Consider the following 25,825-nt stretch of genomic DNA (forward strand, 5'->3'; position numbering starts at 1 on the left):
ACCTTCATAAGAAATTTTATGAAGATTTACAAAAGAAACGTGCCAGAATGGAAACAATAAGGTAATGGATAACAGACAAGGAGGCACAGTATGGTAGCCCTGACTGAACGAGTCCAACGCAGATTGACAGTGGAAAAAGTCGAAATTGCCCCTGATACAACGGCAATTCGATGCCTGGACTGGGATAGAGACCGCTTTGACATTGAATTCGGACTCCAAAACGGTACAACTTACAACTCATTCATCATTCGCGGCGAAAAAACCGCCCTCGTCGATACCTCCCACGAGAAGTTTCGCCAGCAATATATGGAGACTCTGGCGGGGGAAATTGACCCGAAACAAATTGATTATCTAATTATCAGCCACACCGAACCAGACCACAGCGGTTTAGTCAAAGATGTGCTGGCTTTGGCACCCCAAGCAATTGTCGTGGGGGCGAAAGTAGCCATTCAATTTTTAGAAAATCTTGTACACCAGCCTTTTGAGCGGCTTGTAGTCAAAAATGGCGACAAATTAGATTTAGGTAACGGCCACGTTATCGAATTTGTATCGGCACCTAACCTGCACTGGCCGGATACAATTTTCAGTTACGACAGCAAAACTAAAGTGATGTTCACCTGCGATGCTTTCGGGATGCACTACTGTTCCGACAGTACCTACGATGACGATTTGGCAGCGGTTGAGGAAGATTATCACTTTTATTATGAGTGTTTGATGGCTCCCAACGCTCGATCGGTACTCAGCGCCATGAAGCGGATGGCAGAATTGGGAGAAATCGGTACGGTGGCAACAGGTCACGGGCCGCTGCTCAGGTACAATGTAGTTGAACTTACTGGACGTTACAAAAAGTGGAGCCAAGCCCAAGCTAAGGCAGAAACCACGGTAGCGGTATTTTACACTTCTGATTACGGATTTAGCGATCGGCTCAGTCAGGCGATCGCCCACGGAATCACCAAAACCGGTGTCGCCGTAGAAATGATGGACTTGAAAACCGCCGACTTGCAAGAAGTCCGGGAACTTGTCGGTACTGCTGCGGGGCTCGTGATTTGTTCGCCGCCTAGTAACGGCGCTGCTGCAGAAAATGCCGAAGCAGCTATCAACACAATTTTAGTCGCAGCTAACAACAAACAATCCTTCGGTTTGTGCGAATCCGGCGGCGGCGATGACGCATCTATTTACCCGCTGCGAAACAAGTTCAAAGAATTGGGTTTGAAAGAAATATTTCCCAATATTTTGATCAAAGAAGCGCCGACGGAAGCAGTTTATCAACTTTGCGACGAAGCCGGCACCGACTTGGGACAGTGGCTGTCGCGGGACAAGGCTGTCAAACAGATGAAATCCCTCGATAGCGACTTGGATAAAGCTTTGGGACGCATCAGCGGCGGACTGTACATTATTACCGCTCAAAAAGGCGCGGTTAGCAGTGCGATGTTAGCTTCTTGGGTGACGCAAGCGAGCTTTAAACCGCTGGGTTTAACTATAGCAGTTGCGAAGGATCGGGCGATCGAATCGATGATGCACGCGGGCGATAAATTTGTGCTCAACGTGCTCGAAGAAGGCAACTATCAAACCTTGATGAGGCACTTTTTGAAGCGTTTTGCTCCTGGTGCCGATCGATTTGCCGGAGTTAAAACTCAACCAGCCAGCAACGGTTCTCCAATTTTGACAGATGCTTTGGCTTACATGGAATGCGAAGTAGTCAGCCGGATGGAACTTTCGGATCATCATATAGTATATGCTACGGTCGATAGCGGTCGCGTATCCAACCCCGAGGCGCTGCCGGCAGTTCACCACCGCAAAGTCGGCAATCACTATTAGGAAGTGAGTTAACAGTTGACAGTTGACAGTTGACTGTTAACTGTTGTCAGGAGCAAGAGGGAAATTAAACGATATATCGATCGACAGTCTGAGTCAACACAGGCCAAACTGATTAGTAAGGTGCGTCAGACGATGTTTTATTCGACTTCATCATCGACTATCTACTGACGCACCCTACAATTAAAGTCTAGGACGCAACTGGCTACGCCAAAACTCTCAACTTTGTGCTTGTGGCGCACCTTACCAGGTTCTAGGTGTTGGGTGCGCCACAAGCAGCAAACCGGGCAAACCGTTGTCATTTAGACTCCATTTTAACTAGGGGAATTGCTAATGCCCGCTAATCTTTTAGAAGACCGAGATTACACAATTATTATTGCCAGAAGCGATGGCAGCCGAGACCCAAAACATCCTTTTTATGAGGAATGGGTAGAAGCACAGGCATCTCTGATCGACTTAGCAAAAAAATGTCAAGAATTTGACAGTGACGGCATAACCGTCTATGAAGCTTCTACTCCTATGTGGAAGTATAAAAATTCTAATGTTGCCCGGTTGGCTGAAATTTTGCAGCGACAAAATACGGAACCTGATTCAGCAAAACCGACTGCAATTAATTTGGCAGAACCTCTAACCACAGCTTTTAGCGATTATTTTCAGCTCAAAACAAAGGCGGCTGGGAAACAAGGAGCAATAATTGTTGTAGTGCTAGATGAAAAACCAGAAAATGGCGCTGCTATCGCCGAAATTCTTGTAAGTGCGGCCAATAAAATAGATAGAGATGAAGAAATTGGTGTGAGCTTTATCCAAATTGGGGACGATTTGAAAACCCAGAAATTTCTAATTGATCTGGATACCAATTTACAGGTTCAAGGTGCCAAATTTGATATTGTAGATACCAAATTTTGGCACGAAATTAAAAGAAGTTCTGTTGTTCAGTTTCTCATAGGTGCAATAAATGACTAACGCTCTAGTTTCCAGAACCGCATCTGATGCCAAACCGCGCGACGTGCAGTTTGTCCAAATTGCTGCAGATACGGTAACAGTACGATCGCGCACTTGGGATAGACTAAAATTTGAAGTAGAATATTCCCTGCAAAAGGGGACGACAGCAAACAGCTATATCATTCAAGCCGACAAAACAGCTTTGTTTGACCCGCCGGGGGAATCTTTCACCCAAAATTATCTGGATTCTTTGCAGCAACGGGTGGACTTGACAAAGCTAGATTATGTGATTTTGGGGCATTTCAACGCTAACAGAGCTGTCACAATTACAGCTTTGTTAGAATTGGCTCCGCAACTAGCTTTTGTTTGTACAAATCCAGCGGCGATTGGTTTGCGAGGCGCTTTTCCCGAACAAGAATTAAACATTATGATTGTGCGGGGAGAAGAAACTCTCGATTTAGGAAAAGGTCACAAATTAAAATTCATCGCGACTCCGACTCCCCGCTGGCCTGACGAACTTTGCACCTACGATCCGCAAACTCGAATTGTGTTCACGGACAAATTTTTTGGTGCTCACGTTTGTGGCGACCAAGTATTCGATGAAGGGTGGAGCGTATATAGCGAAGACCGGCGCTATTATTACGATTCTCTGCACGCATCTCAGGCTAAACAAGTGCTGACGGCAATGGATAAATTAGTCGATTTACCAACAGCATTTTATGCTCCAGGCCACGGCCCAATCGTCCGTTACGGCCTCCACGAACTGAGCAATTTGTATCGGGAATGGAGCCAGCAACAAAATTCAAAAGACTTGACAGTTGCTCTACTTTATGCTTCGGCTTACGGAAATACGGCTACTTTGGCGCAGGCGATCGCCAAAGGCATTACGAAAGCAGGCGTTGCTGTAGAAACGATCAACTGCGAATTTGCCGAACCGGGAGAAATTAAAGAGGCGATCGAGAAATGCGCGGGATTTATCATCGGAACTCCGACGCTAGCAGGACACGCGCCGACGCAAATTCAAACTGCTTTGGGAATTGTGCTCTCAACAGCGGCTAAGAGCAAATTAGCGGGGGTTTTCGGTTCCTTTGGCTGGAGTGGAGAGGCGATCGATTTAGTAGAAAACAAGCTGAAAGATGCTGGCTACCGCATTGGATTTGAGCCGATTAGAGCGAAATTTAAGCCGACGGCGGCGACGATTTACGAGTGCAAAGAGGCGGGAACAGATTTTGCTCAAGCTTTGGTGCGATCGCAAAAATTGCGGGCACCGAAACCGCAGTTGACTGGTGGGAGCGATCGCACGGAACAAGCAGTGGGAAGATTAGTAGGTTCGCTGTGCGTAGTCTCGGCGAAGCGCGGAGATCTTACGAGTGCGATGCTGGCTTCGTGGGTATCGCAAGCCACGTTTAATCCCCCTGGCGTGACGATTTCGGTGGCTAAAGATCGATCGATCGAAGCTTTGATGTACGCCGGAGATAAATTTGTGCTCAACATCTTAGCAGAAGGGCGACAGTTGCGGAAGTATTTCATGAAAAACTTTGCTCCGGGAGAAGACAGATTTGCCGGAGTTGAAACGGTGGAAGCTAGCAACGGCTGTCCGGTTTTGACAGAAGCTTTAGCTTATCTCGAATGCGAAGTAATAAGTCGGATGGAATGCGGCGATCACTGGGTAGTGTATGCAGCGGTTGAAAACGGTCATTTGCTGAAAAATGACGGGGTAACAGCGGTGCACTACCGGAAATCGGGCAGTCATTATTAAGCGGCGATTAGGACACGGCACCGCGCCGTGTCCCTACAAATAGATCGAAGTTTTTACCTGGGTTAATCCGCGTCAATCTGCAGTTACCAAAAACCGATTTACTTTGTCTCAACCGCCGATTGTGGCCACAAATAAATAGCGCCAGAAATCAAAGTTAAAGCCACAGAAACCCAAAAAGCAATTAATGCGGGAAAATTCCATGCTTCAGACAAAGGAGCAATTAAAAGCGCGATCGCCACAATCTGACTAACCGTCTTCAACTTGCCCCAAATATTAGCTCCAGAAATCGTAGTTTTATTAACACGCCACCCCGCAATTGTCAACTCCCGCCCCAAAATTAAAAACACTGCCCAAGCCGGCACTTTACCCAACTCAATCAACACTAAAAGCGGCGCTAACACTAACAATTTATCCACCAAAGGATCGAGAAACTTTCCCAAATCGGTAATTTGATTCAGCTTCCTAGCCAAATAGCCGTCCAGCCAATCAGTAGCCGCAGCTACCACAAAAATTGCGGTGCAAATCCAGCGACTTTGGGCGCTGGGATCGTACAAACCGTAGAGCAGAAAAGGCACTCCCAGCAAGCGGGAAAAAGTAATCAAATTAGGTAAATTCATCATAGAAGTCGTGGGGAATTGGGACTTGGGAATTGGGAATGGGGAATTGGGAATGGGGAATTGGGAATTGGTCATTGGGCATATCGTGTCCGGTCGATTGACAACGATAAAATTGGATCGAGCGTGCGGAGTTTAGTCCACACTACGAACTGTTTTTGCGATCGTAATCTACCAGAAATGATGTCATCAGTCATCAGTCATCAGTCAAGGGAGAGGGATATGAACAAAAATTAAGGGCAATATTTTGTAAAAATATTGCCCTTAATTTAACATTTTTACTGTTAGCAAAACAGCTTTTAGCTCAATCTTTATCCACAGCTCACGACAAACTAACAACCAAAACAGCAGGTATATTAACACGCAGCTTGTTTATTTAAGATAACCCAAATTGTTTTGCAAATCAGATTGATGTCTTGACAAACCTCTGTCTTTCATGGGAGAGGATTCTTGATTCATATCAAATCCTATCTTCATCGGAATAGTAAATTCACTGTTGACTGTTGACTGTTGACTGTTAACTCGATTTTATTATTCCGATGCAACCGGAAACAATATTACTTGCAAGCAAGCATCTTGACTGGGAATGAAAATTTAATCACTTAAGCGATTTCTCGTTATATCGTTTCCGCTTGCATCGGAATGATTTAACCTTATTAGTACGCAGAGTACACAGAGTCCGAGAATATATATCTGAATCATTCCGATGCTACCGGATTTGATATTACCCATCGCTCGGTGTGTCAACATCCCAAACAATGGTGAGCGGTTCTAAAAATTTTTGCTGGCTGAATCCGGCGAGTTTTCCTAAATATTCGCGCACAAGCCTAGCGTGCTCGATATTCAAGCGATAACCCCGCGAGACATCCTCAAAGAAAAGCGGCTCAGCCAAAATTGCTTGCCAATCAGGATTTTGCCTCGACTCCTGGGCTAGCAACATGAAATCTTGCTCCTCCGGCAAAAGTCCCGCCGGCAATTTTCCAGCCAAAATCTCCAAAATCCGAGGCCTGCAGGTGCGGGTATTCACGCCTTGGCGTTCCAACAACTGCAAAATTTCCTCAAAACTCTGAGTTTGGGCACCCAAAACCTGCATTAATTCCCACAGCAGAAAAAAGTCGCTGTACTGCTGCGGCACATCCAAAATTTGAGGATAAAGAGCCAAACTCGCCAACCCGCAGGCAACTAAACCAATTTTTTCTGAATAGTTGGTGCTTGGCAATACAGAATCAACAGCCGAATTGTGTGACTCAGAAATATTGCGATCGCCCTCAAATTCCCTGTCTAGCCTGTCTTGAACGACGATCGCATTGGGCAGCTTCTGTCGCAACCAACGGGCGATCGCAGGCCAAGCGCCCATACCTCCAGTACAAATCGCGCGATCGATCCCCGCCGGCGACATTCCCGCGCGGCTGAGCAAAGCATTTAATTCGCGGTTCAACTGCTGCACAAAAGGCACTAAAACCAGACTTTCCAAATCTCTGCGCTTCACATCCCAATGCTGCTGGCCAATATTCAAAACAAAACTTTCTTGATGTTGCAAAATAACTTTCAAATGCCTTGCCGCTGCCAACAATTGCAGCCCAAAAGCAGAACCTTGCAACCGCTGCTGCAATTGATAGCGACTAGGCAAATCGGGATGCCCCGGACGCGGCAAATCGACCGACATTCCCCAAGTTTCATTTTTCGCCAACAACTGACAGACAATATCCTGATCGAAAGCATCGCCAGCAACATCAAAACTTTGGCAAGTAAAATCAGCACGAGTTAAACTTTCAAGATTGGAGGGCAAATCAACTAAAGCTAATTCCACCGTTGTCGCCCCCGCATTCAGAATCAAAGTTCCCCCGCTAAAAGCCCCATCATTCACAGTTAGCGGTACAGCTTCTGCGACTTTGCCACTAATAGAATCGAGCGCCGAAGATTGCACTTCTGTGGAATTTTTGATAGGAGTTACAACAGCAATTAAAGTGGCGATCGCATCTGGCACCACAAAAATTTGCGAAGCCGAAGCCACCAAACCTGCGCCCAAAACAGCCTCCCGCAGGTTAAACCGATAAGCATCCGACCAACCCGCCGGAGTCCCCAAAATTACACCCTGCAAGTCTGAGAGTGCCGCATCCAGAGTTTCAGCAGTCAGTCCCGAAGCTTTACAAACTTCCCCCGATCCCCCAACTTTTTGCCCTCGGCGGGGATTCAAAGTAGCCAGCAGCGCCCGTACACCTTGCACCGGTATGGCGACCGACAAAGCCCCGCCATAGCACTGCAACAGCGGTTCGTACATCCCAGCAGCTTCTCGCTGATAAGGAATGGTCACTTTTAAAGGCAATTTAAAATTTTGCAGCAAAAATTCTTCCCCTGGCCAAGCCACCTGCGGGTCTGCATTGCTTGGGACTGTTTCCTCCACCGCCACAACCGAGGGAATCCGAAAGGTAGCCGAGGCTTCCGGGGCCTGCGGTGTTTCCCAGTAAATCGGGTACAACTTGCCGCTGGTGCGATTGAGCAAAGCAGCCGACAGTCCGCCCGATGCCAAATCAATGCCCAAATACCAGCGAGAATTCCGGCGTTTTGGAGATTGAGAGGAGGAAGGGGCGATCTCGCTGGGAACAAAATCTGCTGGCGACTCTTGCTGCTGCGCGCTTTCCCTAGGCTCGGTTTTCGCCTTAACAGCTTTTGTTTTATTCTCTGTGGGAATTAGGTTTTTTTTTTACTTTCTGCTGGAGTCGATCGCAATTCATCAGTTTCTGCAATTTCTCGATCGGTTTGAGTCAAACTAGCCAAAATGTCGTCTAGCGTCAACTTTGACTCATCTTCCTCAACAAACAAATCATCCTCAAGTTCGTCTTCCACAACAAACGGTTCATCTTCAGATGAGAGTTCCAACACATCGGAGAACAAATCCTCCAGCGTGCCGAATTCTTCCTCTAGGGTTTCGGGAAAGGGATTTTCTGCACCGTCGTCGGAGGAATTCGCCAAATTAAAGCTGCTAACCGCACTTGAATTCGATCGCCCTTGGGCCGTATTTTCCAATCCCTCCAGATTGTAGAGGTCTGTCTCCAACAATTCCAGAGTATTGTTATCCAAATTGAGAGCTCGATCGAGGTCATCTTCTAATGCTTCAACCGGCAGCAAATCCTCATCCGGCGAAGCTTGGATGTAGTCATCATCTAATAGCTGCGAAGATGCGTCGGACTCGCCCGTGCGAACATCACGAGCACTGGGGAGGCGCGCGGCACTGGGTTGCTTCGGGCTAGTTTCAGGAGTCGCGCTCAAAGTCGGCGGCTGTGGTAATGTTGCAGTGTCGGAACTATCGCCTAGGTTTTTAGCGGTTGCTCGATTTGGTCGATCGTCCGAATCAAGTTGCGGCGCGATCGAACTTTTGGCTGGCGGTTCTGAAACTTGAGGTACTGTTGCAACTTGCAGTTCAAATAAATCTTCACTATCTAAAGTTAGATCCTCGATCGAATCACCGATTACAAAGTCTGAAGTTTCACCCAAATAATCTTCCAGCGATTCGCCTTCATCCAGCAGATTTACAAACAAATCTTCCGCATCATTCAAGAGTTCGGCAGTTTCCTCGCCTGCTTTTTGAGATATTACCGCTTTATTGGTCGCAGCACTTTCAGTATTTTCTATAGTAAACTCTTCGAGTTCTAATTTTAATTCTGCGACTTCTTTTTCCGCAAACAAACTTGCGTACAAATCTTCAACATCTTCGCCATTTTCTGCTAACATATCTTCCGACTCAGCGCCGGACAACAGAGTTACAGATGCTGATTCTTCTTCTGGTGCAGAACCGAACAAATTATCTTCCCAATCCGAGAGAGAGAGAGGAGTTTCAATAGGATCGCGATCGTGCCTCACCTGTCCGAATTGCTGAGAAATTTCTGTACCGGCGTAGGGAAATCTGTCTTGTTCTGGCAGTTCGCCGCTCAGATTTTCACGGGTGGCAGGGGCATCCGGTTCGATCGCCCGATTTGAGATAGCGGGAGCCGCACCAGAGCTGTCTGTGGCTCTTGGGGCTGCCGTTTCGAGGTTTTCCACAGATATCGGCTGCTGAACGTAGGAAGACGCTTCTCGTCCCAACTGTGTCGCCAAGTGGTTAACAAAAGCCGCGAACATTGCCTCGCTCTGCTGGCTCAAACCGTACATATTTTCGAGTCCTTGTCCCAAGGAAGCTTGATAGCTTTGCAAATTTGTTTCCAAACCCTCGAAGGCCATATTCATCGTCGAATCTAGCCTCATCAGCAGGCTGTCGGCACGAGCTTGGAAATTTTGCATTTGCTCCAACCTCTGACCCGGTGTCAGCAGCGGGAGTTCTTCTGAAGTTTGTGGGTTTAAAGCCGATTGTTCGGATTGTGCTGCACTACTTGGCAAAAACTGATTTTCTAGGGTAGCGAAAATTTGGGACAAATCGCGATCCAAGGTTTCTGTCAAGCGGCTCCTGAGCACCTGCAAGAATTCAGAAATGATTTGCTGTTGGTTAGCTTGTTGCTGAGCTAGGGATTGTTGCTGCTGCCGTTGTGCTTCTAGCTGTTTGATTTCTTGAATTAGAGCTTGCTGCTCTTGTCGCAGAGCTTCTATGTCTTCTTGCAGCGGCCCCGTCAGGCTCGAACGCAGGTTGCTAATTTCTCCGGTGACGGCAAGCATAATTTGCTCTGCTGCTGAGGGAATCGCGGGCGGCATCGGCAATTTTGGCACTGGAACCGGTACCGGGCGGACGTTTGGGGCCGGCGGCCTGTTGGGAATTGCTAGCTTTGAGTCTTGGGAAAACAGGTAAGCGCGAACTCGCTCTAACAGTTGGCGCTGGTGGACAGTATCAAGAGAACCCGTCCAAGGCAAGCGGGGGGCGGGCTTGCTGAGTACCTCGTCAATCTCAGCAATTAGTGCTTGAATTTTGTACTTCTGAGAATTCAAGGGCGGAACCTCTGGGAATGCGGCTTGGCAGAAATTTTGTTGAAAAAAGAGTGAAGTCAGGCGGCAGCTATACCAATAGATAGAATAATCTGAATGCGAGCCTGTAAATAATCGACTAATATTTTATGACAACTTGGAATTAACCTTTTGCTTTTGCCTTCGGATGACTTCTATTACCCATCATAGGTTAGCTGGTACTTCCGCATCAAATGCTGGCTTCTATCAACTGCAAATGTTCTCAAATTCTGTGGCTGCTTTCCGTTTTTGCCGATCGACTGCAGGGACGATCCCGGAAGAGGGATAGCTGGGCTTGATGAAATGCAGGCTGGCACCGGCCCGGGGCTGTGGCGTGCCGCACCGGCTGGCCATTCTATCTCGCTCTTTCACCGAAAGCAGAACAGTTCGCGCGTCGCAGTTCAAAAACCCGGTTTCTCGATCGCCCGTCTCTGGCTCGCGGGCCGCGATCGTCTCAAAAACCGGGTTGAGAAGGCCTTACTCCGACAGAAAAAACCTCAAACAATTGGCGATCGGTAACAGCCCCATTAATTACAAAAAGACTCTTGAAGCTGGTTAGGCCCTGGGGCTATTTGCAAGTGTAATTAATTCTGCCCGCCCTACTTACCGTTTCAAAAAAACAATGCAACTGTATGTCCCTAACCCAAACTCATATCCAGTAACTCATTCCCAATGCTTCAATTCTTTAATCTTCAATCGAAAATTGTAGGATTTAGGTGCCCCAAATTCGGCTTTATCCGGCTACAGTTGATGGTAACAACCTCCGATGATAGCTTTTGATCTGTATTCGTGGTTAGAAAGATTAATGGTATCATTAGACTCCCAGCGGTTGCGGTCGATTTGGTCGCTGTATACCCGGTGTGCCCGCTTGTGGTGTTTCTCCGTGCCGATCGACTGCTGGGCCGGCTGACCACAAATCTCTCAACAGTGTTAAGCTTGTTTTCGTCAAGTGCTGGTCTTCGTTAACTCGATCGGCACAAGCAGCTTGCCACGCTGCTTAAATTTTGTTAATAAAATTTGCTTTGCGGTATATATCTAAAAAATCATGGTATATTCTTTAGTTTCTAGCTCGCCATCAGAACTTGAAGGTATTAATTTCCATATTCGACCGATAGACCGCCTAACTTGAGAGGTAAAATTGCCGATTTGAGATAGTTGTTTCTCAAATTTTGAATTTCCCATCGAATGACTCGGCTGCCAACTATTTCTAACTGCCCAGCGCAGCTCAAGCGCGTAAATTAAAATAATGGCCTCATGGAAGACCGCTTTAACACCCGAGATCCGCAGTCTAATATAAATCAATTGATTGTTTCTACTCCTTTTTTTGTAGGTTTACCCGACCCTGTAATTGAAAGAGCAACTGTCCACATCGTTACCCGGAGTCATCCGTCAAATCAAGTGATTTTGCTGGAAAATGACTGGGGAACATCAGTGTATTTTATATTAGATGGTTGGGTAAAAATTCGCACCTACAACCTAGACGGAAAAGAAGTAACACTGAATATTTTAGGGAAAGGAGAATTGTTTGGAGAAATGGCAGCGATCGAAGAAACACCGCGATCGACAGATGTCATCACCCTAGCCCCGACACTGATCGGGAATATGCCAGCTCAGGATTTTGTGCAACTGATTCATACCGAGCCGCTAGCGGGCATTCGGCTAGCTCAACTGATGGCTCGCCGCCTGCGGCAAGTCAACCGCCGCCTGCGTTTGCGAGAGTCGGACAGTACCTCGCGAGTAGCAGATATTCTGTTATTTTTGGCAGAGGGGCAAGGCAAAAAAATCCTGGAAACAGGAGGCACAGAAATTCCCAACCTCCCACACAGAGAATTGAGCAGCCTCAGCGGGCTGGCTCGGGAAACAGTAACGCGAGTGCTCAGCAAGCTGGAAAAAAAAGGAACAATTCAGCGCGAACGTGACGTTTTGTGCATTCCCGACCTACAGGCCTTGGAGCGTCTGTTAATGTAGAAGTATCAGAGACTGCTAATTAGAATCTAATTAAAAAGCACTCTCTGTTAATTAACTGATATTGATGATTTCCCGCCGGAGGTAAAGCTGTGAGTTTTAAGAAAATTTTCGCCGCCGTTGATGATTCTGAACTGGGCCAGCGCGTCTTCAGTCAAGCTCTAGAATTAGCTGTGGGCGATCGATCTCAGATGATGCTATTTCACTGCGTTACTGTCAACACCCTAGGCGAGGTGGCAGTACCAATTCCAGTAGATTTGGGCATGAATGTCGAGTTAATGGATCGAGCTTATCAAGCTCAACGTTTGCGACAGGAAAGTGAGATCGAAAAGACTTCGGGCTTGCTAAAAAATTACTGCGACGCTGCCACAAAACAAGGATTGCAAGTGGAATTTGACTGCAAAATGGATGGAGATGCAGGGCATTCTGTCTGTGAAGCGGCCGAAAATTGGGGCGCAGATTTAATAGTAGTGGGGAGGCGCGGCCGCACGGGCTTCACAGAAGCTTTCCTCGGCAGTGTCAGCAATTATGTGGTTCACCACGCATCTTGTTCGGTTTTTGTAATTCAGGACGCTCAACCCGAAAAATGATACTGCCCCAAAGTTGGGCGGATAAAATTAATCTAAAATAAGACTGGCGCAGGCATCTAAACCCGGTTTCTCCTAAAATCAAAAATTCCAAATAGAGTTGAATTGCAAAATCGGAAAATACCCTGAAATTATCTGCTATAGGGTGTGTTCCATCTGCCCGATATCTGCGGTTTCTGGATCGAAGACTTGTGCAACTCAAGTCTAATCAAAAATCAAAAACCAACAACCGGGAATCAAAAACCGGGAATCAGCCAGCGCCAAGTCCCTGAAAATCTAAAATCTAAAATCTAAAATCTAAAATCGGATGAGTGATTTTTTGTCAGCAGATGCCGCGTCTAATTCGAGCAGTTCACCCAGTACCAATAACGATCCCCAAACTGCAGATATTTCAAATTTGGCGGGCGATCGCCCAAATCCAGATACGGGGACGCGCGCTGGCCCGGAAGCGCCTTTGAGGCTCGTAGAAACCGCATTTTTGGCAAGTACGGCTAGCTTGATTTGGCTGGTAAATTATTACTTTCCGCTGGGGCCTTTGCTGCGGGTTTTTTTCCCCCTCCCCATCGCCTTGGTTTACCTGCGCTGGGGCAACCGAGCCGCTTGGATGTCAGCTTTGGTATCGGGTTTGCTGCTTTCGGTACTCATGGGCCCGACGCGAAGCATTTTATACGTGATTCCTTTTGGAATTATGGGAGTGGCGCTGGGAGGACTTTGGAGGCGCAAAGCGAGTTGGTCTTTATCTATTATTGTGGGTGCGCTAATTGGTACTGTCGGCTTCTTTTTTCGGTTTTGGCTGCTGTCAGCTTTGGTGGGCCAAGATCTCTGGGTTTACATCACTGTGCAGGTAACAGAGATGGTGGAATGGGCGTTTGTGAAGCTGGGCTGGCTGATGGTGCCGAGTTTGGACGCAATTGGGGCGATCGCCGCCGGGATGATTTTGGTTAACAATATTGTTTATTTATTTGTCGTACATTTAGTAGCTTTGTTGTTGCTCGATCGTTTGGGAAATCCGATTCCGCGGCCGCCGCGTTGGGTGCAGGTTTTAATTGATTATGAAGAGTAATACGAGGGAAGAAGTCATTAGTCATTAGTCATTAGTCATTAGTCATTAGTTATTAGTTATTGGTTATTGGTTATTGGTTATTGGTTATTGGTTATTGGTTATTGGTTATTGGTTATTGGTTATTGGTTATTAGTCATTAGTTATTAGTCATTAGCCATTAGTGCTGTCGCCTCCGAGCTTTCCGTACAACGTCATCAGGAAGAAGGAAGAATGAAGAAAGATTTTGTAACTGATTTCACGGGTGTTAGGAAGTTGGGCAACGGATTATGTAGCGGATTTAAAGGATGTAACGGATTGATGTTGAGGGAAGAGGGAAGTTCGGCAAACGAACAATGTACGGGATTTAACGGATTTAATGGAGGTATTTTGAGGGAAGAAGTCAGAATTCAAAAGCAAATCAGAACGGAAGAAGAAAGATTAATTCCCGACCACCAATTCCCCATTACCCATTACCTATGACTAATAACTAATAACTAATAACCAGAACCAAGAACCAATAACTAATAAGAATGACCAATAACTAATAACTAATAACTAATAACTCACAACTCACAACTCACAACTCACAACTAACAACTAACAACTAATAAGAATAACCAATAACCAATAACTAATAACTAATAACTAATAACTAATAACCAACAACTAATAACTAATAACTAATTTATGATTGGTATTTATACAGAAATTGAACAGGGGAAGCGGTGGCTCGATCGCCATCGGGGACAGCAACCGATATTTGCCTGCGTGTTAGGATTCACGGCGACAGGCTTAATTCCGGGGATTTCGGCGGCCGGAGCAACACCGCGCGATCGACAGTTTACTTGTTTGGCGGATGCAGAATTTTTGTATAACGGCCCCCAACCATCGCCCCAATATCCTTTGCCGCCCCTAGAAGCTGGTGCTTCTCCGGTACTGATCTCTCGCGCTGTAGTCGAAGCTTTGGAAATTCCCCTTTACCTGTTTAATGCTGGTTTACCCCTGTCGCCTCCCGTACCTGCAATTGATTTGGGCGGTACTCCAGCAAAATGTCTGATTTCTGGAAATGCTTTAGAACTCGAAACAGTCAAATATTTGCTGGAAGAAGGGTTAATTTGGGGAGCTAAATTAGCCGCCCAAACTAATGGCAGTTATTTAATTTTAGGGGAGTGCGTAGTTGGGGGAACTACTACTGCTTTGGCCGTGTTAATGGGTTTGGAAATTGCGGCGGCGGGAAAAGTGAACAGTTCTCACCCTCGCTGCAATCACGCTCAAAAATTGGCTGCGGTGACAGCGGGACTCAATAATGCTAAGTGGAAAATTGGCGGAGAAAATAGCACTCCCCTGGATTTGGTAGCGGCGGTGGGCGATCCGATGCAGATAGCGGTGGCGGGAATGGCGATCGCCGCGAGTCGGACTTGTGGTGTGCTCTTGGCTGGCGGCACGCAAATGCTGGCAGTCTACGCTTTGATTGAAGCCTTAGCGCGGGAATATGCTCTGTTATGGTGTCCCGAACAAGTCACGGTGGGGACTACGCGCTGGGTGGTCGAAGACCCGACAGGGGACACGGTAGGACTTGCTAAGGATATCGGCGGTGTGCCTCTGTTGGCGGCGCAGCTCAGTTTTGCGGGTTCTCGTTACGGGCAACTGCAGGCTTACGATCGCGGGTATGTTAAAGAGGGTGTCGGTGCCGGAGCGTGCGCGATCGCCAGCGGGCTGAGTGCAAATTGGACTCCGGCTCAACTTCTCGAAGCTGTTGAAGCTCTAGCCTCGCGATGCGAAATTAAACATGAGACGAATCTTCTCAAAGCTAGGGGAGTATCTGATACATAAACCGCAGATGCAACACAGATCGACGCAGATAATTTTAGATAATTTATAATTTTTGCAAGAGGTATATTTTAGGGTTATATCGGGGGGCGATCGCACTCAAGCACTCAAGCAAAAAAATACTTTTTACCAAGCCGGAGATGCTCGAAGCAGCCTGCAAAGATCCAACTTTTAGGAATTAAACATTAAAAATTTCGATACGCCCCTCAAACTGTGAAGCTACTTGTGTCGCTCAACCCGCTTCATTTTAGCTAGATAATTATATCATTTTCTGTAGCATTTGGGCTCTCAGATTTACAGAATTTCCTACACCATATTTCGCTTAGATGCAGTGTTTTTCATGCTAATTGCGGGAGAGAAAAAACTCCATGCAATCTCTCTATAAGTTGACGAGCCGAAATTTACGCTACTTGTATTTTTTCTGCAATTAATGCCCAATCGCCAGCAGCAATATTTAATTAGACCCGCCTACGTGGTGCGAGTATATTCTTTTGGAGAGCAACTGTTCTTCTAAGGCTGCAATTCGATTGTATGCTGCTGTTAGCTGAGCAGTGAGGCGCTGGATTTGAATTTCTGTGCTGTGCTCTTTTTCAAAGCTTTGAGAATTCTTGTCGAAGTAGCTGTCATCTAACAGTACGTCCTTGTGTTCGAGGAACAAGTCGAGACGGCTGTAGGTTTGATCTGACGAGGTTTGGTCATTTCCTACCGTTCCAGGGCGATCGTCGATCTGCCGCTGGCCCTGCTTCCTTTCCGTCGCCGACTCTAATAACTTTTCATTGAGATTTTCTATGAGTTTGTACAGGGCCTCGACTTGTTGACTCAATACTGTAACTTGCTGGCGTAGCGCTTCCATACCATCATCCTTTGGCTCGTGACTTATATCTTTACATTCTAGGGAAATCTTTACATAACTGGCATTTATCACTAAATTATTTAATTTTTGAGGTAATTGTTGTGTTTCAAATCCTGACGGTAGATTTAGGGACTCAGTTTCAGGATTTTAGATTTGAGATTTGAGATTTTAGCTTGTCTTGGAGGCTGAAACGAGGTTTGTTAACCCCGACACTTCGTTCTAACCTTTAATCAGAATTATACAATCAGGTTTCTGCGAGTGGGATGGCGGAGTCTTCCGTTAAATTAATTGTGCGCCACCAGCGCTTTCGGTAAAACAAACTCCGATCGCACCAAAACCTAGTACAATGGCTCTGTGTTTCAGAAAGAAATAAAATACGCTCCCGGACGCATGAAGACCTTCAAACCTGAGTTTTTTTTACCCTGACTGCGGGTAGCGTGAGAATAATTTTCTCTAAAAACAAAGGTGACGGACGCCCGCGCCTCTTGGACTAAAATAACTCAGCGCCAAATACCGGACTCAATAAACTATTATTTTTCTGGTGGCTGAATACAACGCGATCGCTTAATATTTAGATAAAACGGGTTCACAGGTGAAACGAAGGTCTTTGCTATTGGGTGCAGCCACCCTAACTTTAAGTCAATTGGCGGCAGGATGCGACTCGAAGCCCATTCTCAAAATTCGATCGCTCAAAAATGGTATTCCGGCCCAACTCGCAAGCAAATTTAGCCGCGACTTACAACCGTCTCCGGTTTTGCAGGTAACGCAGGAAGCACAATTAAAAGAATTATTCGCGCTGTTGCAGCAGTGGAAACGAATTCCGAAAGCCAAAAATCAAGCTGACTTGGTGATGTTGGGAGATTATTGGCTGACTTTGGCAATACGGCAAAAATTGATTAAGCCGATCGATCCTGCTAAATTTGATAATTGGTCAAAATTGCCCGAAAGATGGCAAAAACTCGTCCGGCGCAACGATGACGGTGAATTGGACGCTAAAGGTAAAATTTGGGCGGCACCTTACCGCTGGGGAAGTACGGTAATTGCCTATCGAACCGACAAGTTTAAGGCTTTGGGGTGGACTCCGACAGATTGGAGTGACTTGTGGAAGCCCGAATTGCGCGATCGAATTTCTCTACCCGACAGCGCCAGAGAAGTTATCGGTTTAACCTTAAAAAAACTGGGAAAATCTTACAATACGCAGCAATTAGATCGAGTTCCAAACCTCAAAAAAGAACTCACAAATCTGAACGCACAAGTTAAACTTTACAGTTCCGACGCTTACCTGCAACCGTTGGTTTTAGGCGATACTTGGTTAGCTGTCGGTTCCTCTGGCGACTTGTTGCCGCTGCTACAAACTCAAAAGGATCTTGCTTTAGTAATTCCGGTTTCGGGAACTGCACTTTGGACGGATTTGTGGGTAGAACCCGCCTCGAAAAAAGCAGTTTCGTTAGCATCAAAATGGATTGATTTTTGCTTGCAGCCTCAAATTGCGCCTCAATTATCTTTGCTGGCTAAGGCTAGTTCGCCGATAATTACCGGCATGAAACCAGAGGATTTGCCTGCGGATATTCGCGCTAATCCCGTGCTGTTGCCGCCTGCTAAAATTCTTGCTGCTAGCGACTTTATGCTGCCTTTCGGGGAGGCGGGGATTCAGCAATATCGATCGCTCTGGCAAGAAATTCGCCAAGTAGTGAGAACTTAAAATCTAGGGTGCGTCAGTCGCCAGCCCAAAAGCGCCGAGAAAATCATCAAAACTGACACACCTTAAACCGTAGGGTTCGTCAGTCACCAGTTGTACCTGTATGGTGCGTCAGCTCTTAGATTCTCTACTACTACTAAGGGTGAATTTTCAGGTAAACAAAAATCCTGACCTTTTTTGTGAGGCGTGTATCCTTGTGCTAAGGCATGGAGAATTACCTCACGTACCAGCACAGGCGTAATAGCTTGATAATCATCAGAAAAACCTGTCGTCAATTTCTGAGCAGGATTATCATATAACTCTACGTACAAACCAATGCCGTAATCGTCGCGTGAAATAAGCCAACGATATTTTTCCCCGTTTATGGTGATACTACGTGAAGCTTTTTTAGGAAATGCCATTTTTTGTCTGTTATTTTGTTAGCTAAAATGTAGAGTGCGTCAGCTTTTGATTTATCGATTATCCCAAAAATCTCTATAGCTGACGCATTCTACTAAAAGCCTTTGAGTTTGCCTCTAAGTCCTGGATTTGAGAGAGAATCTAAATCAATTTTACAGTTAAGCCGATCGCCCTTGCACGAATAAACCGCCAAAGCCTTCCCTTGAGGGTTGCAAACTCGCAGATTGTAACCGTATTCCCTCGAAACCGTGCCGAAGCGGTTGACAAACTGATAGCGTTCGATATAGTCTAGCAAACTCCACAGTTGGCGGTTGACGATGATGATTACCAAAGCGTTATCGCGATCGACAAACCAGCGATCGAGCAATTTGCCACCAAACAGTTTTTCAGCCAACCACAGACTCGGCACGCTTGGTTCGGCTTGCGAAAGCGGCGGCGGCGGGAAATTCGCAATGTCACCAGTCGGGCAAAACCGCTGCTGGGAATACGCCGCAGATTGTCCCCACAGCAAGGCCGTGATGCAGGTAGAACTGGCAATTGAGAACAAAAATAAACTTTTTGTCAAAATGCTAGGTCTGCGGGGGAAATCTTGATTTATGTGGGGCAATTTGTGGTAATTTATCATATTTTATTGCGACAAAAAAGTTAAAATTCCGATCGCCTAAACAGCGAAGCAGGCAGACAAGCAGTAAAAGTAGAACCGCAATCCAACTCGCTGCTAACTTCAATATCGCCGCCCATCATCTGACAAAAACGCTGGCTGATAGTCAGTCCCAAACCAGTACCGCCGTACTTGCGAGTAGTCGAATTGTCCGCTTGGGTGAAAGGTTGGAACAGTCGATCTTGCTGCTGTTTTGTCATGCCGATGCCCGTATCCGTCACTCGGAAAACTAAAAAGTCTGAATCCAAAATTAACATTTGAGCAACCCTCGGTTGATATTTATTTTTTAATTCTGCGCTGGTAATTCTTTCGACATTAAGTACGATCGCCCCATTAGCCGAAAATTTAGCCGCATTGCTCAACAAATTCAGCATTACCTGCCGCACTTTCATCAAATCGCCGTGCATAGCGCCAACATTCTCAGCAATCAACACTTGCAAAGTATTGCCGTTTTTATCCATTACTGGTTTGATAGTTGTCGCCACCTCCTCGATTAAGCCGCCGACATCAAAGCTTTCGAGGTAAATATCCATCTTGTCAGCTTCAATTTTGGAAATGTCGAGAATGTCGTCAATCAGTCGCAGCAAATGTTTGCCAGCAGTGCGAATTTTGTCTAAATCCGAGACAACTTCTAAATTGCCCAACTCTTCGGCATCTTCCACCAACATATCGCTATAACCAATAATCGCATTCAGGGGAGTCCGCAACTCGTGGCTCATGTTTGCCAGAAAAGCACTCTTGGCGCGGTTGGCGACTTCTGCAGCTTCTTTGGCCAACTGCCACGCTTCCTCGGCATTTTTGCGATCCGTGATATCCCGCAACGTCGCCACCACCGATTCCACACTGCCGTCTGTCCCGCCAACCGGGCTGAGAATGTATTCGTAGTCGCGGGTTCCCCAGGTGGCCGTGGGGACTATTACTTCGCCTTTAACCGACTCGGCTGTGGCAAATACGCCCTGGCATTCTTGGTGAACTCGCTGCATAATTTTTGGCGACCAGCCTAATTCCTGCCAGGTTTTGCCGATCATTTCTCTGGCGTTCATGCCGGCAGCTTGAGCAGCAATGCGACTGACATAGGTGTATTTTCCCGATCGATCGACCAAAAAAATTAAATCTAGAGAAGCGCCGAGAATGCCGTCAACTGTTCTGGCGTGTCGGGCTACCTGGGCGGTCATTTGTCTGACGGCGATCGCCCCGCGGACTCTAGCGGCCAGTTCAAACTCCAATAGTTGGTTGGCTTGTTTGAGGAATAGCGTGCGCTGTTCGACTTCTATTTCTAGTTCTGCTTTAGCTTTTTCTAGGGTAAGTTCGGCTTTTTTGCGATCGCTCACATCCGTAGAAATTGTACCGACTGCATAAACTTTGCCTTTGGAGTTGCAGAGGGGAAACTTGAGAGAAATATAAGTGTGCCGGCCGTCGTCTTGAGGGATGACTTCTTCGATGGTTAGGGGCGAGCCGGTTTCGAGAACTTTCAAATCGTTTTCTCCCCTCGCTGCCCAAGAGTCTTCGGGAAAAATATCTCTGTCAGTTTTGCCTGTTATTTGTTCTTTTGTCCTGTGGAACAAATTGTCAAAATGGCTGTTTGTGAGCAGGTATTTTCCGTCAACATCTTTGATGTAAATCATTGCTGTTGAGTTGTCTAAAATCGCTTGCAGCAGTGCTTCGCTCTTTCGCAGGGCTTTTTGAGTATTTTGGCGTTCGACTATTTCTTGCTGCAATTCCCAGTTGAGGCGATTTAAATCTTGCCAAGCTTCTTGGACTTGATTTAAGGCGATCGCGCTTTTTTCTAGTTCTGTACTTGCCAGCAGCGGCTGCTTAGAAATCCAGTTTTCATGCAATTCTACGGGTGGGAAGCTTAGCGGAATTTCGGGATTTGCGATTTGCGATCGATCGCCGGAAAAAATTTTATCTTGAAAATCAACCGCTAATTGACCGTCTAAACTCGGTTTTTGGGAAAATAAACCAAATTCAGCCAAATTTATCCGATCGGATAAATTGTCAGAAGCGCGATCGAACTTCCCCGATTGCAGCAGCGGTTGTGCCCTAGAATTAGATGCCCAATTCCCATCGGTTGTTGGTAAAACAGAGTTAGTTGCTTTGGCAATCCGGCGGGCGACTGCAACCGCCAAAGCGAATGGAAAAATGGCAGCCGCAGACAAAGCCAGCAGCAGCCAATTGTTGCCCCACCAAGTTTCGATCGAGGTTTTGGGGATGCCCCGGACTAAAATTACTGCAGGTTTTCCGGCTAGATTATTCAGAGATTTTGCTGCTACTGTATAAGTCTGATTCCCTATTGTTATTTGCTGAGCAACTAATTTGCCATCGGCGGCGCGTGCAGATAACAGTAGCGATCTGTCCATCCACTTTAAGTCGGGCAACAGTTGATTTTTGGTAACAGTTTGTCCACTTACCAAGACATATTTGCCCTCATTAAGTGGTGCAAAAATAGCGTAAAATCCGCCGACGAGTGAATTGACGGTTTCGCTACTGGCAACCATCGGGATTTTGTTCAGATTTATTCCTAGAAATAAAGCAGCAATAACAGTCTGATTATTAGGATTTCTTACGGGAATTTCTGCGTAATTTATAAGGACATCTTCGAGCAATTCCGGTTGCAAAGTTGGCAATTGTTTTTGATTTGCCGATTTAGCGATAATTTTGCTGGCCGTAATTGGCTCTTCTTTTGCTAATACTTGATAGAGTAATTTCCGAGGATTAAAACTTTGTCCATCCTGGATGAGATTAACGCTAACAATTATCTTCCCATCTTTCCCCACTAAAGCTGCACTGTGTATTGCTCCTGTTTTGACATAATTTTCCAGAATTTCCTTGACAGACTTTTGCAAATATGGTATGTTTCTGTCGCTGTTGTAAGCTAAAGCTGTTTGGGCGATCGTTTCGCTGTCAGGGGAGTTTTGCAAACGGCGGGCGGCGCGGTCTAGTTGCAGATTGTAGTTTGTTTCACTAAGGCTCAGTTCTGATTTAGCTTGATTTTGCAGTTGATTGTTGCCAAGTGCTGATGTTAGCCAAAATGCTGCTCCCGTTAATCCGACTGGCAAGATTATTTGTAAAGCCAGCAGTCCGATTAGCTGTTTTCTCGTAAAAGATAAGTTGTAGGTGTACGGTTTCAACCCTGCTTGAAATCTTTCAGAACTCGCAAGTTTAGTTGGCTGCGGACAATTTAGCTGACTGTCGTTTAACTGAGTTTGAGCCATAGTAGTAGATGCTGAATCGGTTCTAGATGACACGCGATACATTAATCTGGAATTATCAATTTGAGACTTGAGATTTGAAGTCCAATTCGGTTAATCAATCATTATAAAATTCTTCGGTTTTGCCCGGTATAACCAAGTAATAAAATAACCTGATATTTGAAAAAGTTGTTGTTTTGCTGTTCGATCTGATTGTGTTATTTAGTTATTTTTACATATTATTTCGGCTCTCATTTAAAGTGTGTTGGAAGCATCCAAACGGGCGCTTTCACAAAAGTGTTTGCGCTTAGATGTAGGCTGGGCTGTGCAGGATGCTCGCACTCAAACAAAAATGCTTTTTGCAAAATTGGGATACTAGCGAAGGCAGTCCCCAAACTAGGTACTTTTGCGATCGACTCTATTGTAAATTTACTTAAAAAAAGTCTAACTTAATTCTGGCATGACTCGACATCGGCTCGATCGAGCTTTTCCCTGTTTTGGCTGCTTCGTCTCAATCCCACAACCGCCTCCCTGCTTTACCGCCTAGTCGCTGATGAGTATCTTTTAGTAGAGTTGGGATATCCAATTCTTCGGGACATCTGGGCAAACATTCGCCGCAATCGGTGCAGCGGTTGCCTTTGTTGCCGGGAAACCAGTGGCCGGCATTTTCAAACATCGCGTAGCGGTATTTACCGAAGTCCGTCATGTCGCAGCCGACGGCGAGATTGCGAAGGCGCAACACTTCGGGAATGTTGATGTTTTCCGGGCAAGGCAAACAGGCATAGCACTGGCTGCATTTGTCGGTTGCCAAACGATCGACCATAGCTGATTCTAACTTCGCAAATGCAGCGATTTCGCCGTCGGTGAGAGGAAAGTCGCGATCGCAATATTTCAGAGGTTGTTCCAATTCTCTCGGATTTGCAGCCCCCACGCTCACAGTCCCAATCCTAGTATCGCTCAGCAAAAACCGATAGTTCAACTCTAAAGGCGAGAAAGGCGAACACAATTTTGTGAGAGTTTCCGGGGGCGTGTAGAGTTGCCCTCCTTTGTCTGCCGGGGAAATGATGAAAACCCCCATATCTTTGTCTTTGGCGAGTTGAATTGCCGGGGCGTGGCGCTGAAAAAAATAGTAATAATGCAGATTGACAAATTCAAAGAAATCTGTGTTAATTGCCGCCAAAATCAGATCCAGAGGCCCGTGAGTCGAAAAACCGACGTGCCGAATTCTGCCATCAGCGAGGGCTTTTTGTACGGCGCTCATGCAGCCTGCGGGCGATCGCACGATCGCCAAATGTTCCCAAACATTCAAACCGTGAATTGCCAGACAGTCGATATAGTCTAGATTCAAGCGTTTGAGAGACGAATCGATGCAGCGTTCCATTGCAGCAGCATCGTCCGTTGGGGGGATTTTTGTAGTGATGTGGAAGCGCGATCGATCGATCGACAAACCGGCCGAGAGGGCCGCGCCGAGATATTCCTCGCTGCAACCGTAACCCGCCGCCGTTTCCAGGTGATTGATTCCCATAGACACCGCCTGTTGTACAGTCTGACGGGCAATTTCCTCAGAAGCCAAATAGCGCATGGTTCCCAAGGAAAATACAGACAGGTGCAACTGCGTTTTGCCAAACCGTCGATAGCGCATAAATTTTAGGAAGTTTCGCCGGAGCTAAAGCCGCTTCTCTTGATCAAATCCTCCGGGCGGAGGTTTGAGATAAATTCCCGGAAGGCGCGGCGTTCGGCCTCATCAGCATCTCGATCGACCGGTATCGAAGCATCGGCGACAACTTCTTCCATCACCCAGATGGGACTATTCGTTCGCAGGGCGAGGGCGATCGCGTCACTGGGTCGGGCATCGATCTCTTTTTTAACTTCTCCCTGACGGACAATCAGCACGGCATAGAACGTGTTATCTTGCAGCGAGTGAATCACTATCCGCTCCAAAGTAACACTCCAGGCCTCTAAAAAAGTGACCATCAGATCGTGAGTTAAGGGTCGAGGAGGCTTGTTGCCTTCGAGAGCACTAATAATAGCCTTTGCCTGCTCCTGACCGATATAAATAGGCAAAGCGCGTCGCTCAGTAGCGTCTCTCAATAGGACAATAGGGCTGCGCGTGGCTGCATCTAAGGCAATTCCAGCGACTTTCATTTCAATCATTCGATCGGCCTCATAGAATTAAGACACTGCAAGGCGGTAAAGAACTCGGACACAAAAATGACCTGCTAAATCCAGTATGACTCGATCTTCGCCTGAATCTGCAACGGATCGGCATGAGTCGATTTTAGATTTTAGATTGACTTGGGGGGGAGAGGGGGCGGCCAAAGCTCCTGCGTCTGGTTTGTGGTTTGACTTAAATAAGCGATCGACCAAGGAAAAATAACTATGTTTACAGGACTAATTCAATCTCTCGGAAAACTGAAGTCGCTAGGTAACGACTACTTCCAAATTTCCTGCACCTCAAGCAACTCCTACCAGATTTTACAAGATTTAGCCATTGGAGACAGCGTAGCCGTGGATGGAGTTTGTTTGACAGTAGTAGAAGTTCTGCCGCAAGGTTTTGTCGCCGTCGCTTCGCCAGAAACCCTCCGCCGCACAACTCTGGGATCGTTCCCCGATGCTTTGGTCAACTTAGAAACCTCCCTGCGCGCCGGTAGCAAATTAGGCGGACATTTTGTGACGGGGCACGTAGATGCGATCGGCAGTTTAGCCACATCAACCCAAACCGCCAACGCTTGGGAAATGAAGTTTGCAGCCCCACCAGCAGCCAATTCGGCATGGCAGCGTCAAATCGCACCCTACATCGTTTCCAAAGGCAGCATCGCCATCAACGGCATCAGCCTAACCGTCGCCGATTGCGATGCAGACGGAAATTGGTTTGAAATTGCCGTAATTCCCCACAGTTTTTCCGAAACCAATCTCAAATATTTGCAACCAGGAAGTTTAGTAAACTTAGAAGCAGATATACTCGGCAAATACGTAGCAAAATTTCTCCGCAGCGGCCGACAACCGCATCCCGAATCCTGGGAAGAAACCCCCGCAATCAAAAGTTTAGGAACAATTACACCCGAATTCTTAGCCGAACACGGATTTATGTAATCGCAGAACTCGGCGGTTAAAACCGCTACTACAGAAACGAAGTCCGCCTCCGCAGACTAAAGAATAAAGTTGTAGAGTGCGACAGCGAACTATTCCATCAATAATCGACCACTCAAAGCTGACGCACCTACTAAAACTAACTTCTCTCTCTGCGCTCTCTGCGCTCTCTGCGGTTCAAAAATCCAAATCTATTCCTCAACAACATTGTTTTTCTCCCAAAACAAACCCGCCGCAATTCCAGCCTGAGAAACAAAAAACAATGCTGCAATTAATCGCATAACTCGGCAGTTGAAACCGCTACTACAGAAACGAAGTCCACCTCCGCAGACTAAAGAATAAAGTTGTAGAGTGCGACAGCGAACTATTCCATCAATAATCGACCACTCAAAGCTGACGCATTTACTATAGCGGTTCTCAAAAAAGTTAGGAGAGCCTCATGCCCTATG

The 25,825-nt window shown here is 46.5% G+C and carries 23 protein-coding genes; 12 read left to right on the plus strand and 11 right to left on the minus strand.

Going from position 1 to position 25,825, the window contains the following annotated elements; genetic code table 11:
* Nucleotides 1-90: 90 nt before the first annotated feature.
* Nucleotides 91-1,818, plus strand: a complete 1,728-nt coding sequence (locus QUA97_RS16640) for a diflavin flavoprotein (RefSeq protein WP_333195250.1) — start codon at nt 91-93, stop codon at nt 1,816-1,818.
* A 161-nt stretch (nt 1,819-1,979) separates the two neighbouring features.
* Here QUA97_RS16640 and QUA97_RS16645 read toward each other — a convergent pair whose 3' ends face one another.
* Entirely contained in the window at nt 1,980-2,117 is a 138-nt protein-coding gene (locus QUA97_RS16645; protein ID WP_333195251.1) for a hypothetical protein, read from the minus strand.
* 31 nt (nt 2,118-2,148) lie between these two features.
* Here QUA97_RS16645 and QUA97_RS16650 point away from each other — a divergent pair, with 31 nt between their 5' ends.
* Both QUA97_RS16650 and QUA97_RS16655 read left to right on the plus strand, forming a co-directional pair.
* The gene (locus tag QUA97_RS16650) at nt 2,149-2,778 is read left to right on the plus strand and encodes a hypothetical protein (protein WP_194066734.1); all 630 of its coding nucleotides are present in this window, start codon (nt 2,149-2,151) and stop codon (nt 2,776-2,778) included.
* The gene (locus QUA97_RS16655; RefSeq protein WP_194066735.1) at nt 2,771-4,516 is read left to right on the plus strand and encodes a diflavin flavoprotein; all 1,746 of its coding nucleotides are present in this window, start codon (nt 2,771-2,773) and stop codon (nt 4,514-4,516) included. Before QUA97_RS16650 ends, QUA97_RS16655 begins: the two co-directional genes overlap by 8 nt.
* A 98-nt stretch (nt 4,517-4,614) precedes the next feature.
* On the opposite strand, the gene pgsA is transcribed toward QUA97_RS16655, so the two are convergent.
* The 3 genes from pgsA to QUA97_RS16670 all read right to left on the minus strand — a co-directional run bounded on the left by pgsA (nt 4,615) and on the right by QUA97_RS16670 (nt 10,044).
* Nucleotides 4,615-5,133 (minus strand): CDP-diacylglycerol--glycerol-3-phosphate 3-phosphatidyltransferase, encoded by a 519-nt coding sequence (gene pgsA, locus QUA97_RS16660; protein WP_333195272.1) that lies wholly within the window; start codon nt 5,131-5,133, stop codon nt 4,615-4,617.
* Between the two features lie 721 nt (nt 5,134-5,854).
* A complete protein-coding gene (locus QUA97_RS16665) occupies nt 5,855-7,672 on the minus strand; it encodes a hypothetical protein (RefSeq protein WP_333195252.1) in 1,818 nt (605 codons plus the stop codon).
* Between the two features lie 149 nt (nt 7,673-7,821).
* Nucleotides 7,822-10,044: a hypothetical protein gene (locus QUA97_RS16670; protein WP_194066737.1), complete on the minus strand. Its 2,223-nt coding sequence runs from the start codon at nt 10,042-10,044 to the stop codon at nt 7,822-7,824.
* A 318-nt stretch (nt 10,045-10,362) separates the two neighbouring features.
* Here QUA97_RS16670 and QUA97_RS16675 point away from each other — a divergent pair, with 318 nt between their 5' ends.
* The gene (locus QUA97_RS16675) at nt 10,363-10,578 is read left to right on the plus strand and encodes a hypothetical protein (protein ID WP_194066738.1); all 216 of its coding nucleotides are present in this window, start codon (nt 10,363-10,365) and stop codon (nt 10,576-10,578) included.
* A 295-nt stretch (nt 10,579-10,873) separates the two neighbouring features.
* Here QUA97_RS16675 and QUA97_RS16680 read toward each other — a convergent pair whose 3' ends face one another.
* The gene (locus QUA97_RS16680; protein WP_255515824.1) at nt 10,874-11,008 is read right to left on the minus strand and encodes a hypothetical protein; all 135 of its coding nucleotides are present in this window, start codon (nt 11,006-11,008) and stop codon (nt 10,874-10,876) included.
* A gap of 305 nt (nt 11,009-11,313) precedes the next feature.
* Here QUA97_RS16680 and QUA97_RS16685 point away from each other — a divergent pair, with 305 nt between their 5' ends.
* From QUA97_RS16685 to cobT, 5 genes are all read left to right on the plus strand, one after another.
* Nucleotides 11,314-12,027, plus strand: a complete 714-nt coding sequence (locus tag QUA97_RS16685) for a Crp/Fnr family transcriptional regulator (protein WP_194066739.1) — start codon at nt 11,314-11,316, stop codon at nt 12,025-12,027.
* Nucleotides 12,028-12,116: 89 nt separating this feature from the next.
* Nucleotides 12,117-12,614, plus strand: coding sequence for a universal stress protein (locus QUA97_RS16690; protein WP_194066740.1), 498 nt, complete (start codon nt 12,117-12,119; stop codon nt 12,612-12,614).
* A 304-nt stretch (nt 12,615-12,918) separates the two neighbouring features.
* A complete protein-coding gene (locus QUA97_RS16695; protein ID WP_194066741.1) occupies nt 12,919-13,674 on the plus strand; it encodes a DUF2232 domain-containing protein in 756 nt (251 codons plus the stop codon).
* Nucleotides 13,675-13,884: 210 nt separating this feature from the next.
* Nucleotides 13,885-14,133 (plus strand): hypothetical protein, encoded by a 249-nt coding sequence (locus tag QUA97_RS16700; protein ID WP_194066742.1) that lies wholly within the window; start codon nt 13,885-13,887, stop codon nt 14,131-14,133.
* A gap of 207 nt (nt 14,134-14,340) precedes the next feature.
* Nucleotides 14,341-15,486 (plus strand): nicotinate mononucleotide-dependent phosphoribosyltransferase CobT, encoded by a 1,146-nt coding sequence (cobT, locus tag QUA97_RS16705; protein ID WP_333195253.1) that lies wholly within the window; start codon nt 14,341-14,343, stop codon nt 15,484-15,486.
* 451 nt (nt 15,487-15,937) lie between these two features.
* On the opposite strand, the gene QUA97_RS16710 is transcribed toward cobT, so the two are convergent.
* A complete protein-coding gene (locus QUA97_RS16710) occupies nt 15,938-16,408 on the minus strand; it encodes a hypothetical protein (RefSeq protein WP_333195254.1) in 471 nt (156 codons plus the stop codon).
* A 520-nt stretch (nt 16,409-16,928) separates the two neighbouring features.
* On the opposite strand from QUA97_RS16710, the gene QUA97_RS16715 reads away from it, so the two are divergent.
* Entirely contained in the window at nt 16,929-18,038 is a 1,110-nt protein-coding gene (locus QUA97_RS16715; protein WP_333195255.1) for an extracellular solute-binding protein, read from the plus strand.
* Between the two features lie 83 nt (nt 18,039-18,121).
* Here QUA97_RS16715 and QUA97_RS16720 read toward each other — a convergent pair whose 3' ends face one another.
* The 5 genes from QUA97_RS16720 to QUA97_RS16740 form a co-directional block, all read right to left on the minus strand.
* The gene (locus QUA97_RS16720) at nt 18,122-18,436 is read right to left on the minus strand and encodes a hypothetical protein (protein WP_333092652.1); all 315 of its coding nucleotides are present in this window, start codon (nt 18,434-18,436) and stop codon (nt 18,122-18,124) included.
* Between the two features lie 92 nt (nt 18,437-18,528).
* The gene (locus QUA97_RS16725) at nt 18,529-19,059 is read right to left on the minus strand and encodes a hypothetical protein (RefSeq protein ID WP_333195256.1); all 531 of its coding nucleotides are present in this window, start codon (nt 19,057-19,059) and stop codon (nt 18,529-18,531) included.
* Between the two features lie 20 nt (nt 19,060-19,079).
* The gene (locus QUA97_RS16730; protein ID WP_333195257.1) at nt 19,080-22,310 is read right to left on the minus strand and encodes a PAS domain-containing sensor histidine kinase; all 3,231 of its coding nucleotides are present in this window, start codon (nt 22,308-22,310) and stop codon (nt 19,080-19,082) included.
* 487 nt (nt 22,311-22,797) lie between these two features.
* Nucleotides 22,798-23,928 carry an aldo/keto reductase gene (locus QUA97_RS16735; protein WP_333195258.1) on the minus strand — a complete coding sequence of 377 codons (1,131 nt, stop codon included), beginning with the start codon at nt 23,926-23,928 and terminating at the stop codon, nt 22,798-22,800.
* Between the two features lie 5 nt (nt 23,929-23,933).
* Nucleotides 23,934-24,440 (minus strand): bifunctional nuclease family protein, encoded by a 507-nt coding sequence (locus tag QUA97_RS16740; RefSeq protein WP_194011411.1) that lies wholly within the window; start codon nt 24,438-24,440, stop codon nt 23,934-23,936.
* A gap of 76 nt (nt 24,441-24,516) precedes the next feature.
* Here QUA97_RS16740 and QUA97_RS16745 point away from each other — a divergent pair, with 76 nt between their 5' ends.
* Together QUA97_RS16745 and ribE are read left to right on the plus strand one after the other, a co-directional pair.
* Nucleotides 24,517-24,663: a hypothetical protein gene (locus tag QUA97_RS16745; RefSeq protein WP_194011412.1), complete on the plus strand. Its 147-nt coding sequence runs from the start codon at nt 24,517-24,519 to the stop codon at nt 24,661-24,663.
* A 2-nt stretch (nt 24,664-24,665) separates the two neighbouring features.
* A complete protein-coding gene (gene ribE, locus QUA97_RS16750) occupies nt 24,666-25,379 on the plus strand; it encodes a riboflavin synthase (protein WP_194066747.1) in 714 nt (237 codons plus the stop codon).
* The last annotated feature ends 446 nt before the right edge of the window (nt 25,380-25,825 follow it).

Source organism: Microcoleus sp. CZ3-B2 (assembly GCF_036705055.1).
In the GTDB taxonomy this organism is placed as follows: Bacteria; Cyanobacteriota; Cyanobacteriia; order Cyanobacteriales; family Microcoleaceae; genus Microcoleus.

Bases quoted from the DNA above. Each gene is read 5' to 3' on its own strand.
- QUA97_RS16700 (WP_194066742.1), top strand. From the start codon at position 13,885: ATGAAGAAAGATTTTGTAACTGATTTCACGGGTGTTAGGAAGTTGGGC.
- QUA97_RS16720 (WP_333092652.1), bottom strand. From the start codon at position 18,436: ATGGCATTTCCTAAAAAAGCTTCACGTAGTATCACCATAAACGGGGAA.
- QUA97_RS16745 (WP_194011412.1), top strand. From the start codon at position 24,517: ATGACTCGATCTTCGCCTGAATCTGCAACGGATCGGCATGAGTCGATT.
- QUA97_RS16645 (WP_333195251.1), bottom strand. From the start codon at position 2,117: ATGACAACGGTTTGCCCGGTTTGCTGCTTGTGGCGCACCCAACACCTA.
- QUA97_RS16675 (WP_194066738.1), top strand. From the start codon at position 10,363: ATGCAGGCTGGCACCGGCCCGGGGCTGTGGCGTGCCGCACCGGCTGGC.
- QUA97_RS16640 (WP_333195250.1), top strand. From the start codon at position 91: ATGGTAGCCCTGACTGAACGAGTCCAACGCAGATTGACAGTGGAAAAA.
- QUA97_RS16740 (WP_194011411.1), bottom strand. From the start codon at position 24,440: ATGATTGAAATGAAAGTCGCTGGAATTGCCTTAGATGCAGCCACGCGC.
- QUA97_RS16650 (WP_194066734.1), top strand. From the start codon at position 2,149: ATGCCCGCTAATCTTTTAGAAGACCGAGATTACACAATTATTATTGCC.
- QUA97_RS16735 (WP_333195258.1), bottom strand. From the start codon at position 23,928: ATGCGCTATCGACGGTTTGGCAAAACGCAGTTGCACCTGTCTGTATTT.
- QUA97_RS16725 (WP_333195256.1), bottom strand. From the start codon at position 19,059: ATGATAAATTACCACAAATTGCCCCACATAAATCAAGATTTCCCCCGC.
- cobT (WP_333195253.1), top strand. From the start codon at position 14,341: ATGATTGGTATTTATACAGAAATTGAACAGGGGAAGCGGTGGCTCGAT.
- QUA97_RS16655 (WP_194066735.1), top strand. From the start codon at position 2,771: ATGACTAACGCTCTAGTTTCCAGAACCGCATCTGATGCCAAACCGCGC.
- ribE (WP_194066747.1), top strand. From the start codon at position 24,666: ATGTTTACAGGACTAATTCAATCTCTCGGAAAACTGAAGTCGCTAGGT.
- QUA97_RS16695 (WP_194066741.1), top strand. From the start codon at position 12,919: ATGAGTGATTTTTTGTCAGCAGATGCCGCGTCTAATTCGAGCAGTTCA.
- pgsA (WP_333195272.1), bottom strand. From the start codon at position 5,133: ATGAATTTACCTAATTTGATTACTTTTTCCCGCTTGCTGGGAGTGCCT.
- QUA97_RS16730 (WP_333195257.1), bottom strand. From the start codon at position 22,310: ATGGCTCAAACTCAGTTAAACGACAGTCAGCTAAATTGTCCGCAGCCA.
- QUA97_RS16685 (WP_194066739.1), top strand. From the start codon at position 11,314: ATGGAAGACCGCTTTAACACCCGAGATCCGCAGTCTAATATAAATCAA.